13 protein-coding genes and 1 tRNA gene are annotated in these 14,646 nt (G+C 65.6%); 5 read left to right on the forward strand and 9 right to left on the reverse strand.

The features are described from left to right. Positions 1-16: 16 nt before the first annotated feature. On the forward strand, positions 17-1,096 hold the full coding sequence (locus tag PFX90_RS03845) for a polysaccharide biosynthesis/export family protein (protein ID WP_285710793.1): 1,080 nt from the start codon (positions 17-19) through the stop codon (positions 1,094-1,096). 42 nt (positions 1,097-1,138) lie between these two features. Continuing rightward, the gene (locus PFX90_RS03850; RefSeq protein ID WP_285710796.1) at positions 1,139-2,350 is read left to right on the forward strand and encodes an FkbM family methyltransferase; all 1,212 of its coding nucleotides are present in this window, start codon (positions 1,139-1,141) and stop codon (positions 2,348-2,350) included. A 45-nt stretch (positions 2,351-2,395) separates the two neighbouring features. Here the strand turns inward: PFX90_RS03850 and PFX90_RS03855 are convergent, their stop codons facing one another. The 8 genes from PFX90_RS03855 to PFX90_RS03890 form a co-directional block, all read right to left on the reverse strand. Then, a complete protein-coding gene (locus PFX90_RS03855; RefSeq protein ID WP_285710798.1) occupies positions 2,396-3,418 on the reverse strand; it encodes a hypothetical protein in 1,023 nt (340 codons plus the stop codon). 83 nt (positions 3,419-3,501) lie between these two features. Next, a complete protein-coding gene (locus tag PFX90_RS03860; protein WP_285710800.1) occupies positions 3,502-4,662 on the reverse strand; it encodes a glycosyltransferase family 4 protein in 1,161 nt (386 codons plus the stop codon). A 283-nt stretch (positions 4,663-4,945) separates the two neighbouring features. Next, positions 4,946-5,022: transfer RNA gene (locus tag PFX90_RS03865), tRNA-Met, on the reverse strand. 111 nt (positions 5,023-5,133) lie between these two features. Next, positions 5,134-5,664: a 2'-5' RNA ligase family protein gene (locus tag PFX90_RS03870; protein ID WP_285710801.1), complete on the reverse strand. Its 531-nt coding sequence runs from the start codon at positions 5,662-5,664 to the stop codon at positions 5,134-5,136. Between the two features lie 71 nt (positions 5,665-5,735). Beyond that, positions 5,736-6,692, reverse strand: coding sequence for an endolytic transglycosylase MltG (gene mltG / locus PFX90_RS03875; RefSeq protein ID WP_419180080.1), 957 nt, complete (start codon positions 6,690-6,692; stop codon positions 5,736-5,738). A 13-nt stretch (positions 6,693-6,705) separates the two neighbouring features. Next, entirely contained in the window at positions 6,706-7,965 is a 1,260-nt protein-coding gene (gene fabF / locus PFX90_RS03880) for a beta-ketoacyl-ACP synthase II (RefSeq protein ID WP_285710803.1), read from the reverse strand. 161 nt (positions 7,966-8,126) lie between these two features. Continuing rightward, positions 8,127-8,363 (reverse strand): acyl carrier protein, encoded by a 237-nt coding sequence (locus PFX90_RS03885; RefSeq protein ID WP_017666217.1) that lies wholly within the window; start codon positions 8,361-8,363, stop codon positions 8,127-8,129. 81 nt (positions 8,364-8,444) lie between these two features. Next, complete coding sequence (locus PFX90_RS03890) at positions 8,445-9,425, reverse strand: hypothetical protein (RefSeq protein WP_285710810.1); 981 nt, start codon at positions 9,423-9,425, stop codon at positions 8,445-8,447. 120 nt (positions 9,426-9,545) lie between these two features. Here PFX90_RS03890 and PFX90_RS03895 point away from each other — a divergent pair, with 120 nt between their 5' ends. Continuing rightward, positions 9,546-10,562, forward strand: coding sequence for a histone deacetylase family protein (locus PFX90_RS03895; protein ID WP_285710812.1), 1,017 nt, complete (start codon positions 9,546-9,548; stop codon positions 10,560-10,562). Here PFX90_RS03895 and aspS read toward each other — a convergent pair. Continuing rightward, positions 10,559-12,349 (reverse strand): aspartate--tRNA ligase, encoded by a 1,791-nt coding sequence (gene aspS, locus PFX90_RS03900; RefSeq protein ID WP_285710814.1) that lies wholly within the window; start codon positions 12,347-12,349, stop codon positions 10,559-10,561. The two genes, PFX90_RS03895 and aspS, sit on opposite strands and share 4 nt — an antisense overlap. Before the next feature lie 171 nt (positions 12,350-12,520). Between aspS and rnd the strand changes: the two genes are divergently transcribed. Together rnd and PFX90_RS03910 are read left to right on the forward strand one after the other, a co-directional pair. Next, on the forward strand, positions 12,521-13,741 hold the full coding sequence (rnd, locus tag PFX90_RS03905; protein WP_285710816.1) for a ribonuclease D: 1,221 nt from the start codon (positions 12,521-12,523) through the stop codon (positions 13,739-13,741). A gap of 8 nt (positions 13,742-13,749) precedes the next feature. Beyond that, positions 13,750-14,646: a hydrogen peroxide-inducible genes activator gene (locus PFX90_RS03910; RefSeq protein ID WP_285710820.1), complete on the forward strand. Its 897-nt coding sequence runs from the start codon at positions 13,750-13,752 to the stop codon at positions 14,644-14,646.

Below are 14,646 nucleotides of genomic sequence, written 5' to 3' on the forward strand. Positions count from 1 at the left end.
AACGGCGGCCGCGACGATGGCTCTGGCAGCCTGCGTTTCGGGCTGCGCGACCTTGCCCCGCAGCGGTCCCACGGGCGGGCGGGTCGTCGATGCCGCCGCAGCGGGCCAGTTCGATCTCGTCGAAGTCCGTTCGATGGCCGAGGTGCCCGAGGGTGAGAAGATACCGGCATTCACCGAACTGGCCGAAGTGGCGCCGCAAAGCGCTGAAAGGCTGCGTCCGGGCGACAGCATCTCGATTTCGATTTACGAGATCGGCGTGCGGTTGTTCGGCAGCGGCACGCGGCCCGACGGGTCCGGATTCGATCCCTCCGCCAGGGCCGAGCGGATCGGACCGATCGAGATTGATTCCGGCGGGATTATCTCGCTCCCCTACATCGGCACGATCCTCGCGCAGGGGCTGACGGCGCGACAGCTTGAGCGCGAGATCGAGAGCAAGCTGCGCGGCAAGTCGGAATTCCCGCAGGTCGTAGTGCAGCGCTCGGGCGCGCAGGGCAGCGCAGCTTTCGTGACGGGCGACGTGGCCCAGCCCGGCCGCGTGCCGCTTTCAAGCGCCAGCGAGCGCTTGCTCGACGCGATTGCGCTGGCTGGCGGTGCGCGGGGCGATACCGGCAATCTGATGCTGCGGATCCTGCGGGACGGCCGTTCGAGCGAGGGTCCTTTCGACCGGGTGCGATACGACAATATCGGCGGCCTCAGGCTGGAACCCGGAGACCGCATCGAGCTGTTCCGCGTACCGCGCAGCTATTCGGTCCTCGGGATGGCGAACCGCGCCAACCGCTTCGACCTGCCGCTGCGCTCGTTTTCGCTGGCCGAGGCGCTGGCGCAGGCGGGTGGGCCGAACGATTCCCTCGCCGATCCGGCGGCGGTCTTCGTGTTCCGCTATCGCCCCGCCCCAGACGGCGGCGACCCGGTGCCGGTGGTCTATCACATCAACATGCTCGAGCCTGCGTCCTATCTGCTCGCCCAGCGTTTCGCCCTCGCCCACGACGACGTGATCTACATCGGCGGGGCAGAGGCCAATCAACCGACCAAGATCCTGCAACTGATCGGCCAGATCTTCGCGCCGATCGTCACGGCCCGCGCCGTGACGCAGTGACTTTCACACTCAAATACCTTCCCAAAGAAAGGCATACCTTCCATGAACGAACAGGTTCAGCAGCTGATCGGAACGATCCAGCGGATGCATGACCGTCAGGAGCTGATGCACCGGCGATTGCTCGCGTTGGCCAACGGACACTGTGTCAATCTGGGTGGCACTCGCATGCTCACCGAAACGCGCGCGGGCCTGCGCATGTTGATCGACGGTCGCGATACAGGATCCGGGCTCGAAATTCTCCATTCAGGCTATATCGAACCGGAAGTGATGGCCGTGCTTCAGCGCGCCTTCGTGCCGGGCAGCGTCTTCCTCGATGTGGGTGCCAACTTCGGCTTCTACACTCTTCTTGCGGCCCAACAGATGGGATCGTCGGGGAAGGTCTACTCGTTCGAGGCGAATCCCAATCTGATCCCCTATCTTGAAGGCAGCATCTACATCAACGGCCTGCGCGATCGTGTGAACCTCATCAACAAGGCCGTGGCCGACACCACCGGCACTGCGCGTTTCGGCTTTTCCTACGCTCACATCGGCGGCGGTTCGCTGATGCTCGGCGGCGGCGAAGGCCACGGCAACGAATACGTCGAGGTTCCGCTGGTCCCGGTCGACGACGAACTGCCGAAGGACATTGTCGCCGATGTCATCAAGCTTGACGTCGAAGGCCATGAAGCGGCTGCCTTGCGCGGCATGCGCCAGCTCATCGCCCGTTCTCCCAAGGTGCAAATCATCCTCGAATTTTTCACGGGAATGCAGGGGCAAGCGGGAAGCGAGACGATCATTGACCTGCTGGAAGAGATGGGCCTGCGTTACTGGCGCATCGGCCATCGCGGCCGCCTTGAGGAGGTTTCGCGCGAACAGCTCATCCATGGCGGTGATTGCTACCTGGTGGCGGCACGCGAGAAGCCTTTCGATGCAGGGCTCGCGCTCGAGCCGACGGCCTTGCGGATGGTCGGCAGGCCCACGCATGACGGAATGCTGACGGCCGAGCCCGGCGGGGTCCTGGTCCACGGTCCTTACTGGTATCTGCCGCAGGGCCGCTACGAGGTGACCGTCGAAGGGACGATCAACGGCCGAATGCGCGCCGCCGCCACACACGAGTTCGGCTTCGAGCTCGCGTCGGGGTGGATCGACAGCAGCAATCCGACCTTCACCTTCGATACCAATGTCGACATCCGGTACTTCGAAGTGGTTCTGCGGGCCGAAGACGAAAAGAGTGCAGCCCGGATTGACCGAATTATCGTTCGCGACGTCAGCTGATCCAGCACCCGATCCCGCGCTTGAAGCTTGGCCGCGCGCCTCGCTTCAAGCGCGCGAGAGCTCAAGCGACAGAGGTGTGAACACACCCTCGATTGCGCCCCGGCGCAGATGGCTCCTGAATTCGAACGTCGACCACGGGTCCCGGACGTCGAAGCGGCAGTCGAAGGCGAACTGACCATCGTGCGGCAAGTGAAATTCTGTCGCGCATTTCGCTTCGTTGTCCACGAAAACGTCAAACATCAGGGAATTGCCGGAACGGTTCATGCCCGCCTCGAAGGTAAAGTGCAGCATCCACGCGCCCTGCGGCAAGTAGAGAAACGGTCCAAACGTCAGGGCTCTGACCGGTCCCGTAAGATCAATGGGGCCGGAAAGGGGAGCGTGAGGCGGCGCTCCGTCAAACAGCAGTTTCAGGTCTATCGCCAGCCTCTGCGAGTCCGCGCCGCATGGCACACCGTAAAAGGCGGCAATGCCGGTGAACGGGTTTTCGCCGTGGAGCGGCATCGGCAGGTCAGAAGCTACTGCGCTGGCTGCAACCGCATCGTCAGGCGGCAGCAAGGCAGCAATGTTCCACTGCTCCAGAGCATCGGCAAAGCCCGATGCGACGCTTTGGGAGGCATCGAGGATGGTCGCGGCGGGAAGCTCTGCCAATCGCCACCAGCCTATCCGTGACAGGGCAAGGACGCGGGCGCTGTCCGAAAACCCGGCTTTGCGACTTACCATGAACTCCGCGCCGACTTCGTCGAATGGCTGATCGACAAGGAGAACCGGTGTGCCAGTCACCCGCACCCATCTGACGACGCCCCGATCGGGGGAATCGGCCCATAGCAAGACTGGTCCATCGCACGAGTCCAGATCGGATGTCACGGAATCGGTCAGGGTATTGACGTTGATCACTGCGCACTGGCCGGTCGCACTCGCAAGCGCCTGACGGACGAATTCGATGACGGCACTCAAATATCGGCCGGGCAGCCCGCAAACCAGAAGTCGATCGACCGCCTGCGGTTTGTCATGGTCAATGGCAGAAACTATCACGCTCAGATCCGGTGCTTTCTCGTGGGTCCCTGTCATCAAGCCCGTTAGGTGAGATCATTGGGAACAGGCAAGCGTTGTCGATCTCCGTCGGCCCGAATATCGGGCTACCGCCCCCTGCCCTACCCCCGAAGCTCATCCAGCCAAGCGTCCAGCTTGCGGAAGTGATCTTCCCATGTGGGAGCGCGGTACGCCCGGGCTGCCGCCTGACGCGCCTCGGGTTGCGCGGGCCGATCTATCGCCGCATCGATCGCTGCGGACCACCCCCCGGTGTCATCGGGATTCAATAGCAGCGCCTGCCCCTGCGCGATCTCGCGATGGCTCGGCAAATCGCTGGCGATGACCGGCGTGCCCATGGCGAGTGCTTCGCAGACCGGAAGGCCAAAGCCCTCTGCGCGGCTCGGCTGCAGAACTGCGCGTGAGCGGGCCATCAACAGCCCCAGCTGCGCATCCTCGAGATCGGTGAGCACGGTGACATGGCGGCGCAGCACCGGATCTTCTGCGATCCGTAGCTGCACGTCGTCCGACAAGGCGCCCCATTTTCCCACCAACACCAGTCCGGGCGTGAGGGTGCCGCGCCTTGCGGCAAGATCCTTCCAGACGTCGAGCAAGAGCCCGTGGTTCTTGCGTGGCTCGATCGTCGAGACGCACAAGAAATAATCGTTGGCGTCGTGTTCCGCCGACGCCGCGAAGCTCGGCCCCGCAGCGTTCGGATCCAAGGCCGCGCCCGCAATGCTCGCAGCAAGAACCGGCGGAGACGATAGTCCATGCGTCCGGACATAGCTTGCGAGGCTTTCGGCCGTGGCATGCGAGTTTACCACAATACCGCTGCCAATCGACAAAGCGGCATGAACGCGCTCGCGATGCCGGATGACGGCATGCGGCCGGCAGAACTCCGGATGAAGTATCGGGATCAGATCATGGATGAGATAGATCGCTTTCAGACGGCGGCCTTCGATCCAGCGGCGATGCCTCGGCAGGTCGAAGTCTGTATGGGTCACATTGATATAGAAGCTGCCCGCGGCACCCCGGCCCCCAGCCGCCAGAGCGACTGGGGCCAAATGCATTAGTTGCTTGCGGAAGGAGGTCACCGGGCCGGGCTGCAACAGGGCGAAGAGCTGTTCGCTATGCCTCCGGCTGAGCACCCGGGCTGCACCGCGTAGCTGAACAACGGCACGGGCGTTGGACGCGCAGTGCTCCAGATAAGCTTCTGCCACGCGGTCCAAGCCGTTCGAAGGACGGCCGGCCCAGCGAAGGGCAACCAACCTGGTCACATCCAGCATTATCTCGCCAAACGCGCTCGCTACTTGCCGACCGATGCTCGCGGACAAAGTCAATCCACGCCGGCCATGAACGGCCCGACTTCCGCACGCGCGGTAACTTTGCTGCTGGTCTTCAAATCAAACCCACGAATCAACAATTTCTCTGTTTCACGCTGGTATACGCCAGAAGGCTAGCGGTATCGCGCAATTCGGGAAAGCAATTGGGTGCATTCGGCTGACCTCGACATCGCCTGAATAGCGCTGCCGCCATGAATATCACAAATTATCAATGACTTAAGTGAATTGGTAGCGGAGGAGGGACTCGAACCCCCGACACGCGGATTATGATTCCGCTGCTCTAACCGGCTGAGCTACTCCGCCCCAAGGGGGATCCGGCGGCTGATCCGGCCGGATTCGGCGCCGGGTGTCCCCGACGCGAGGCGCGCCATTAGGGCGGTGCGGGCGCGGGGTCAAGCCCCTTGGGAAGGCCGGTTACAGCCGCTCGCGGCCGCGGAAAGCGCAGGTCTTGATCTCCTCCCACGGGCCTCCGCAGTAGCGGTGCAGCGCGAGCGCGGGGAAGGCGAAGCGGCCCTTGGCGATCCACGGCGCCAGCAGCGTAGGGAGCGCCGCCTGAAGCGCCCTCGCCTCGTCCTTGGTGACCTTGTTCTGGATCGTGACGTGCGGACGCGGCTCGTAGAGGTCCTGTTCGGTGAGGCTGCCGCGGAAGTGCTCGGCTAGCCCCTCGCGCAGGGCGAGCAGCTGCGGCGCCTCGAGCGCGATTGCGGTGCCCTTGCCCAGATCCATCACCCCCTTCACCGCCCCCTCGGGCGCGGCGAACTCAGAGGCCACGCGCGGCAGGAAGTCGCGCAGCTCCTCGAGCAACGAGGGCGCGAAGGCGTGGAATAGCGTCACATGGGCGTGGAGGTGGTTCTTCTCAGGGGGATAATGCGCGCGCCGTAACCCTTGCGCGAAGGCCTGCAGATCGCGCGGCAGAACGGCGGTGACGATGAAAGGCTGCGGCATGGTTCCTTTGTCGCGCGGTCGAACCGGAAAACCGGGTCCCACTTTTCCTGACCGCGCTTCTCCAGCCTTACCTACATCTCGCCGCGTTCTCTACGGATAGCATACCACTTGGCCACATTGGCATTGTGCTCGGCGAGCGTATTGGCGAACCAGTGCCCGCCCGTCCCGTCGGCGACCATAAACAGCGCGGCGGTCTTCTCGGGATTGAGCACGGCGGCGATACTGGCGCGCCCGGGATTGGTGATCGGGCCTTCGGGCAGCCCCGTGCGGGTATAGGTGTTGTAGCCGTTGACCGCGGCAATCTCGGACTGGTTGATCCGTCGCCCGAGCGGCTTGCCCTTGGTGATCGGGTAGATGATCGTCGGATCGGCCTGCAATTTCATCCCCGTGCGCACGCGGTTCGAATAGAGCCCGGCGACCATCCGCCGCTCCTCGGGCTTGCCGGTTTCCTTCTCGACGATCGAGGCGAGGATCAGCGCGTCGCGCATCGTGTCGACCGCGATGCCGGGCGCGCGCTTGGCCCATTCCTCGGCGAGCGCGCGGTCCATCGCCGCCTGCATCTGCTCGACCAGCTTCGCCCGCGACTGGCCGCGCTCGAAGGAATAGGTGTCGGGCAGGATCGAGCCTTCGGGCGGCACCGGGATTTCGCCGGTGAGCAGCTCCTCGCCCATCAGCCGTTCCCAGACGAGGATAGAGGGCATGCCTTCGGGGATGGTGACGAAGCGCCGGATCACGTCGCCGCTTTGGAAGGCTGCGAGGATGTCGCCCTGGCTCATGCCCGCGGTGAGCAGGAACTCGCCCGCCTGGATCGGCGCGTCGGAGCCGAAGATGCGGGCTTGCAGCGTGAAGCCGGAGGCCGAGGAGATCAGCCCCTCCGCCTCGAGCTTGGCCGCGACCGTGCCGACCGAGGCGCCTGCAGGGATCGTGAAAGGCGTGTCCTTCGCGATCGTCGCCGATCCGAGGAAGGTCCACGCCAGCACCAGCCCCGCCGCGGCAAGGCCCAGCACCAGCAGCACGAGACCCCGCACGCGTGTCACGCTGTCAGTCGACCTTCTGCATGATGATCGAGGCGTTGGTGCCGCCGAAGCCGAAGGAGTTGTTCAGCACCGCGCGCACCTGACGCTTCTTCGCCACCAGCGGCACGAGGTCGATACCCTCGGTGCCGTCATCGGGATCGTGCAGGTTGAGCGTCGGCGGCACGATCTGGTCGCGCATCGCGAGGATGCAGAAGATCGCCTCGACCGCGCCCGCGCCGCCCAGCAGGTGGCCGATCGCGCTCTTGGTGGAGGACATCGACGCGCCCGACAGGCCCTCGCCCAGCACGCGCTTGATCGCGGCCAGTTCGATGGTGTCGGCCATGGTCGAGGTGCCGTGGGCGTTGATGTAGTCGATATCGCCCGGGCCGAGGCCGGCCTTCTTCAGCGCCATGCGCATCGCCAGTTCCGCACCGCGGCCCTCAGGGTGCGGGGCGGTGACGTGATAGGCATCGCCCGACAACCCGTAGCCGGTGACTTCGGCGTAGATCTTCGCGCCGCGGGCCTTGGCGCGTTCGTATTCCTCGAGCACCACCACGCCCGCGCCCTCGCCCATGACGAAGCCGTCACGGTTGCGGTCGTAAGGACGGCTGGCCTCCTCGGGCCGGTCGTTCATGCTCATGTTCAGCGCGCGCGCCTGTGCGAAACCGGCGATGCCGAGCGGGTTGACGGTCGATTCCGCCCCGCCCGCCAGCATGATGTCGGCATCGTCCATCATGATCATGCGCGCGGCATCACCGATCGAGTGCGCGCCGGTCGAACAGGCGGTGACGACCGCATGGTTCGGGCCCATGAAGCCGTACTTGATCTGCACCTGCCCGGTGATGAGGTTGATGAGCCGCCCGTGCACGAAGTGCGGCGAGACGCGGCCGGGGCCGCGCTCGTGGAGGTTGACGCTCTCGATCTCGATCCCCGGCAGGCCGCCGATGCCCGATCCGATCGAGCAGCCGGTGCGCTCCTTCTCGGCATCGGTCATGTCGGTGAGGCCCGCATCTTCCAGCGCCTGCCCGGCGGCGTCGATGCCGTAGATAATGAAGGGATCGACCTGGCGCTGGATCTTGTGATCGACACGCTTGTCGGGATCGAAGCCCCAGGGGTGATCCTTGGGCTTGACCTCGCAGGCGATGGTGCACTTCTGGTTCGAGGCGTCGAAACGGGTGATCTGGCCCGCCCCGCTCTTGCCCGCGATCAGGTTCGCCCACGTCGTCTCGACATCGGCTCCAAGCGGGGTGACAAGGCCAAGCCCGGTTACAACCACACGGCGCATTCAGGTTCTCCGATAAAGCAACAGGCCCAACCCCCCAAAGGGCTGAGCCTGTCTAGGCCCGGATCCGCATCCCGGCAATCTGATGGCCGGAAAGCGCTGCCGCCTTGTCCCCGAGGGGCTGGCGGCAGGCCAATGCGGAAGACGGGGCGTCTCTGCGGGCTTCAGCCCTTGTGTTCTTCGATGTACTTGGTCGCGTCGCCGACCGTGGTGATCTTCTCGGCCGCATCGTCGGGGATTTCGACGCCGAATTCCTCTTCGAAGGCCATCACCAGTTCCACGATGTCGAGGCTGTCCGCGCCGAGATCGTCGATGAAGCTTGCATCCTGAGTGACCTTGTCAGCCTCGACGCCGAGATGCTCGACGACAATCTTTGCCACCCGGTCGGCAGTATCGCTCATGGTATTCCCTCTTGAAACTGGGGTTAGATAAGTCGCCCCCGCCCTAAAGAAGGGCGGTGCGATGTGCAAGTGGCATGACGCTCAGCGCGGGGCATCACCGTAACGAAGTGAAAGCTGACGCTCGGCGCGGCGGCGCGAGGCGATGCGGCCGAGGCCTTCCTGCGGCTCGAGCTTGCCAGGCTTCAGCGCCAGCGCTTGGCTGTAAAGCTGCTCCGCCGCCTCCAGATCGCCCTCGCCCTCGCGGCACAGGCCGATATTGAACAGGATCGTGACGCTCTGGGGATTGGTCGCCTGCAAGGCCTCGAAGGCGCGGCAGGCTCCGGCCGGGTCCTTCTTGGTGAGCTTGAGCGCGGCCTTGAACGCCGCCTGATCGGGCTTGGACATGCCCTCGCGGCTCTCGAGCACGCGGATCGTGTCGTAGCGCTGGACCGGCGCGAGATCGTAGCGCACCGCATCGGCGAACTGGCGGGCGAGCTCCTCGATCATCGAATCGACCGGCGGCGTCGCCTCCTCGTCCTTGCAGAACCGGCGGCTGGTGACGAGCTGGTCGCCCTTGCCGTAGAGCAGCTCGCCCTCGCGCGAGACCAGCCGCACCTCGGGCCGCAAGGTCACCTCGCGCGCGCGGCAGGGGATCTCGACCTTCTTGCGCTCGATGCACTTGTCGTTGTCGTCGCGGGTAACGCACTCCTCGACCTGCTTGGTGCCGTCGTCGCGGTCGCGCCACGAGACCTCGGCAATCCCGCGCATCACCGCGTCAGCGCCCCCGCGATAGGCGGCGGGGTCGGCGTCGCGGTCATAGGTGTAGGTGGTGCCGCGCGGGGGCTCGGAGAAGGTGAGTTCGAACCACGCCCGGCCCTCGATCACCGCACCGCGCAGCGCCGAATCGATCGCGAAGGCGAGCCGCTCTCCGCCGCGCCCGGCAAAGCCCGCCAGCGCGATCGAGCGCGCGCGCGAGGGGGCATCGGTGCCGGCGGCGTAGATGCCCTCGACCGGCAGCGTCTCGGCTTGCACCACGCCCGCGTACAGCATCGCTGCCGCTCCGACCATCAACCTCAGCCGCATTGCCCAGCCCCCTCTCGAACCCGTCCGTGAACCGGAATTTCGCAGCCTTTGCCGTCATTAACAAGCCGCTTCGGCACCCCTTGCCAGCCGTGCTGCACCCGTGCGAGAGCCTCAGCCATCATGCTGACTTTCTGCTCCCCCGCCCAGCAGACCCACGCGCCGATGCTGGAGCTCGTCAACGGCAAGGCGGAGGAGCATGCCGAGACGCCCGCGCGGCTCGCCAACATGCTGGCACAGATGGGCGCGGTGCGGGAGCCTGCCGACTTCGGCCTTGCCGCGATCCATGCGGTGCACGATCCGGCTTACGTCGCCTTCCTTCAAACCGCCCATGCCGACTGGCTGGCGGCGGGCCGCGAGGGCGATGCGATCGGCTATGCCTTCCCGGTGCGCGGGCGGCGGCCGCTCGATCTCGAGCGGATCGACGGGAGGCTCGGGCAATATGGCTTCGACACGGTGACACCGATTGCGGCGGGCACGTGGGCGGCAGCCTATGGCGCGGCGCAATCGGCGCTCGCCGCGGTGGAGGCGGTGGCAAGCGGCGAGGCCCGCCACGCCTTCGCCCTGTGCCGCCCGCCGGGGCACCATGCGGGGGCGGACTATTTCGGCGGCTATTGCTACCTCAACAACGCCGCCATCGCCGCGCGGGCAGCGGCGGCGCGGGGGTTGGGGCCGGTGGCGGTGCTCGATGTCGATTACCACCACGGCAACGGCACGCAGGACATTTTCCGGGAGGACGGGAGCGTCTTCTTCGCCTCGATCCACGCCGACCCGCGCACTGATTTCCCCTATTTCTGGGGCCATGCGGATGAACGCGGCGCGGGCGATGGCGAAGGCGCGACCTTCAACCAGCCGCTACCGCGCGGGACGGGCTGGCAGGACTACGAGCGCGCGCTAGGCAAGGCGCTGGACGCGATCGCGGCATTCGGCGCGAAGACGCTGGTGGTCAGCTACGGCGCGGACACCTTTGCCGACGATCCGATCACTCAATTCGCCCTGACCACCGAGGACATGCAGCTCATGGGCGCGATGATCGGCGCGGCGGGCCTGCCGACTATCACGGTGATGGAAGGCGGCTACAACGTCGCGGCGCTGGGCCGCAACGTCGCCGCCTTCATTGCCGGGCTGGAGAGCGCTTAACCCGCCGGCTTGGCCTGCGGCTCGACCACGCGCAGGTGCAGTTCGCGAAGCGAGCGCGGCTCGGCCGGGCTCGGCGCGCCCATCAAGAGGTCTTCGGCGCGCTGGTTCATCGGGAAGAGCGAGATTTCGCGCAGGTTCTTCGCGCCGCACAGCAGCATGATAATGCGGTCGACCCCCGCCGCCATCCCTCCGTGCGGCGGCGCGCCGTACTGGAAGGCGCGGTACATGCCGCCGAAGCGCTCTTCCACATCCGCCTTGCTCAGGCCGACGATCTCGAACGCCTTCACCATCGTTTCGGGCTTGTGGTTGCGGATCGAGCCTGAGGCGATCTCGTAGCCGTTGCAAACGAGGTCGTACTGGAACGCCTTGATCGTCAGCGGGTCCTGCCCCTCCAGCGCCTCGATCCCGCCCTGCGGCATCGAGAAGGGGTTGTGCGAGAAGTCGACCTTCTTCTCGTCCTCGTTCCATTCGTAGAAGGGGAAGTCGACGATCCAGCACAGCTCGAAGCGGCTCTCGTCGATCAGGCCCAGTTCCTCGCCCACCCGGATGCGCGCCGCGCCCGCCAGCTTGGCGGCGTCGGCTTCCTTGCCCGCAGCGAAGAACAGCCCGTCGTTCTCGCCAAGGCCGAGCTCGGCATAGAGCTCGGCCATCCGCTCGGGCCCGTGGTTCTTGGCGATCGGCCCGCCGAACTCGCCGCCCTTGCGGGTGACATAGCCGAGGCCGGCAAAGCCTTCCTTGCGCGCCCAGTCGTTCATGTCGTCGAAGAACTTGCGGCTCTTCTCGTGGGTCGCAGGCGCGGGGATGACGCGCACGACACCGCCGCCGCCGACGATTTTTTCGAAGAGGCCGAAGCCGCTCGAGGTGAAGTGCGAGGAAACGTCGCTGATGATCAGCGGGTTGCGAAGGTCAGGCTTGTCCGAGCCATACTTCAGCATCGCCTCGTCATAGGGGATGCGCGGGAACTGGCCCGCCGGGGTCACCGCCTTGTCGCCCGCGAAGGCCGCGAAGGTGCCCTGGATCACGGGCTCCATCGTCTCCCATACCTCCTCCTGAGTCACAAAACTCATTTCGAGATCGAGCTGGTAGAATTCGCCCGGCAGACGGTCAGCGCGGGGGTCCTCGTCGCGGAAGCAGGGGGCGATCTGGAAATAGCGGTCGAAGCCCGCGACCATCAGCAGCTGCTTGTACTGCTGCGGCGCCTGCGGGAGCGCGTAGAACTTGCCCGCGTGGATGCGGCTCGGCACGAGGAAGTCGCGCGCACCCTCCGGCGAAGAAGCCGTGAGAATAGGCGTCGAGAACTCGTTGAAACCGGCTGCGTTCATCCGCGCGCGCATGTCGGCGATCACCGCCACGCGGGTCATGATGTTCTTGTGCAGAGTCTCGCGGCGCAGGTCGAGGAAGCGATACTTCAACCGGATATCCTCGGGGTAAGGCTGCTCGTCGGCGACTGGCATCGGCAGCTCTTCGGCCGCGCTCTGCACCGTCACGCCGCGCGCGAACACCTCGATGCTGCCTGTGGCAAGGTTGGCGTTGACCGTCTCGGCGACGCGCGCCTTCACGGTGCCCTCGATGGTGACGACGCTCTCGACGCGCAGGCCCTCGAGCACGGGCAGCGCCGGGCTGTCGGTATCGGCCACAATCTGCGTGATGCCGTAATGATCGCGCAGGTCGATGAACAGCACGCCCCCGTGGTCGCGCTTGCGATGGATCCAGCCCGACAGGCGGACGGTCTCGCCGACATGCTCGGAAGAAAGCTGTGCGCAAGTATGCGTGCGGTAGGGGTGCATCTAAACTCTTGTCCTGTTGGCGGCTATGACGCTAGGGCGCGCGGGCGCGTTCGGAGCCTTGCTCCGCCGTCGGCGCGCTAACAGGGCAAGCCTGCCGCTTTGTCAAGCGGGACAGGCCACACTGGGAACGATCCCGAGGGCGGCACTCCGCCCCTAGCGAAGCAAGAGAAAATGAAAATCCATCCTCTGATTACCACGACCGAGGCCCTCTCCGACCTCTGCGCCCGCCTTGCGAAGTCCGATTTCGTCGCGGTCGATACCGAATTCATGCGCGAGAACACCTATTGGCCCGAGCTGTGCCTGGTGCAGATCGCCAATACCGAGGAAGCCGCCGCGATCGACCCGATGGCGCCGGGGATCGACCTCACCCCGCTGCTCGACCTGATGTGCGAGAACGAGGATGTTCTGAAAGTCTTCCACGCCGGGGGGCAGGATGTCGAGATCATCGTCAACCTCACCGGCAAGACCCCGCATCCCATATTCGACACCCAGATCGCGATGATGGCGATCAGCCAGTCCGAACAGATCGGCTATGCCAATCTGGTCGAGACGTGGGTCGGCGTCACCATCGACAAGGGCGCGCGCTTCACCGACTGGAGCCGCCGTCCACTGACCGAACGGCAGATCGAATATGCCATCGGCGATGTCACCTATCTCGCAGGTATCTTCCCAAAGATCCTGAAGAAGCTGATCAAGACCGGCCGCGGGTTGTGGCTCGATGCCGAGATGGAGAAGCTCGCCGACCCCGCGAACTACCTCACCGATCCGGGCGTCGCATGGAAGCGCATCCGGCAGCCGGGGCGCAATCCGCAGGTGCTCGGGCGGATGAAGGCATTGGCCGCGTGGCGCGAGAGCGAGGCGCAGCACAAGAACATCCCGCGCGGCCGCATCATGCGCGACGAGACCCTCGCCGACATCGCCAGCCACCCGCCCAAGGTGCAGGGCGATCTTGCCAAGGTGCGCGGGCTCAGCCCCGCATGGAAGGACAACGACATCGGCAAGCGCCTGATGAAGGTGCTCGCCGAGGCCGAGCCGCTTCCGAAATCGGAGATGCCCGAGAAGATCAAGCAGGGCGCGCCGCTCGGCAAGGAAGGCGCGCTGGTCGCCGACCTGCTCAAGCTGCTGCTCAAGATCCGTGCCCGCGAAATCGACGTCGCCCCGCGCCTCCTCACCCGCGCCGACGAGATGGAAGCGCTCGCGGCAGGCGTGCGCAAGCTGCCGGTGCTCGAAGGCTGGCGCTACGAGGTGTTCGGCAAGGACGCGCTCGATCTGGTCGAGGGCAAGCTGGCGTTTGCGGTCGAGAAGGGGCGGCTCAAGATGACCCATATCGACGATGTGGTGCTTGCCGAGCCCGCCGCTGCGGCCGAGCCTGACGAACTGGCGGCAGAGTAGTCTTCGGGGTGTCGACCTACCTGCCCACCATCAAGCAGCTGCAATATCTGGTGGCGCTCCACGAGCACGGGCATTTCGGCAAGGCCGCCGATGCCAGCTTCGTGTCGCAATCGACGCTGTCGGCGGGGATCAGGGAGCTGGAGTCGCTGCTCGGCGTGACGCTGGTCGAGCGCTCGCGCCGGGTGGTGCGCTTCACCGCGCTGGGCGAGGCTGTGGTGGCCAAGGCCAACCGGCTGCTGCGCGAGGCGGAGGAGCTGGCCGATCTGGTGCAGGCCTCGGGCAAGCCGCTCTCGGGCGAGCTGCGCATGAGCGTCATCCCCACCATCGCCCCTTTCCTGCTGCCGCGGATGCTGCCTCGCCTCAAGCGCGAGCGGCCCGATTTGAAGCTGATGCTGCGCGAGGAGACCAGCCACGACGCGCTCGAATCGCTCAGCCACGGGCGGGTCGATTGCGTGCTACTCGCCCTTCCCTTCGATACCGGCGAGGCGGCGATCGCGCATATTGCCGACGACCGGCTGTTCATCGCCTTCCCCAAGGACGACCCGCGCGATCCGCCCGCGACCATCAAGCCCGACATGATCGATCAGGGCCGGCTGCTGCTGCTCGAGGATGGCCACTGCCTGCGCGATCATGCCCTCGCCGCCTGCTCGCGCTCCGAACTGCGCGCCAGCGCGGCGATGATCGGCACGAGCTTGCATACCCTGGTACAGTTGGTCGACAACGACCTCGGCCTCACCATGCTCCCCGAAATGGCACTGAAAGCGGGCATTCTTGCGGGCACCGAGGTGGTCGCCCGCCCCGTCGACAGCCCCACCGCCAAGCGCGAGATCGTGCTGGCATGGCGCAAGAACTCGCCGCGGGAGGCCGATTTCCTGCTGCTGGCGGAAGAGCTGCGGGCCGGCTGA

It is taken from the genome of Erythrobacter oryzae (assembly GCF_030271515.1).
In the GTDB taxonomy this organism is placed as follows: Bacteria; Pseudomonadota; Alphaproteobacteria; order Sphingomonadales; family Sphingomonadaceae; genus Erythrobacter; species Erythrobacter oryzae.

Excerpts from the sequence above, each read along its gene's own strand:
- PFX90_RS03845 (WP_285710793.1), top strand. The coding sequence starts at position 17 with ATGGCTCTGGCAGCCTGCGTTTCGGGCTGCGCGACCTTGCCCCGCAGC.
- PFX90_RS03850 (WP_285710796.1), top strand. The coding sequence starts at position 1,139 with ATGAACGAACAGGTTCAGCAGCTGATCGGAACGATCCAGCGGATGCAT.
- PFX90_RS03855 (WP_285710798.1), bottom strand. The coding sequence starts at position 3,418 with ATGACAGGGACCCACGAGAAAGCACCGGATCTGAGCGTGATAGTTTCT.
- PFX90_RS03860 (WP_285710800.1), bottom strand. The coding sequence starts at position 4,662 with ATGCTGGATGTGACCAGGTTGGTTGCCCTTCGCTGGGCCGGCCGTCCT.
- PFX90_RS03870 (WP_285710801.1), bottom strand. The coding sequence starts at position 5,664 with ATGCCGCAGCCTTTCATCGTCACCGCCGTTCTGCCGCGCGATCTGCAG.
- fabF (WP_285710803.1), bottom strand. The coding sequence starts at position 7,965 with ATGCGCCGTGTGGTTGTAACCGGGCTTGGCCTTGTCACCCCGCTTGGA.
- PFX90_RS03885 (WP_017666217.1), bottom strand. The coding sequence starts at position 8,363 with ATGAGCGATACTGCCGACCGGGTGGCAAAGATTGTCGTCGAGCATCTC.
- PFX90_RS03890 (WP_285710810.1), bottom strand. The coding sequence starts at position 9,425 with ATGCGGCTGAGGTTGATGGTCGGAGCGGCAGCGATGCTGTACGCGGGC.
- PFX90_RS03895 (WP_285710812.1), top strand. The coding sequence starts at position 9,546 with ATGCTGACTTTCTGCTCCCCCGCCCAGCAGACCCACGCGCCGATGCTG.
- aspS (WP_285710814.1), bottom strand. The coding sequence starts at position 12,349 with ATGCACCCCTACCGCACGCATACTTGCGCACAGCTTTCTTCCGAGCAT.
- rnd (WP_285710816.1), top strand. The coding sequence starts at position 12,521 with ATGAAAATCCATCCTCTGATTACCACGACCGAGGCCCTCTCCGACCTC.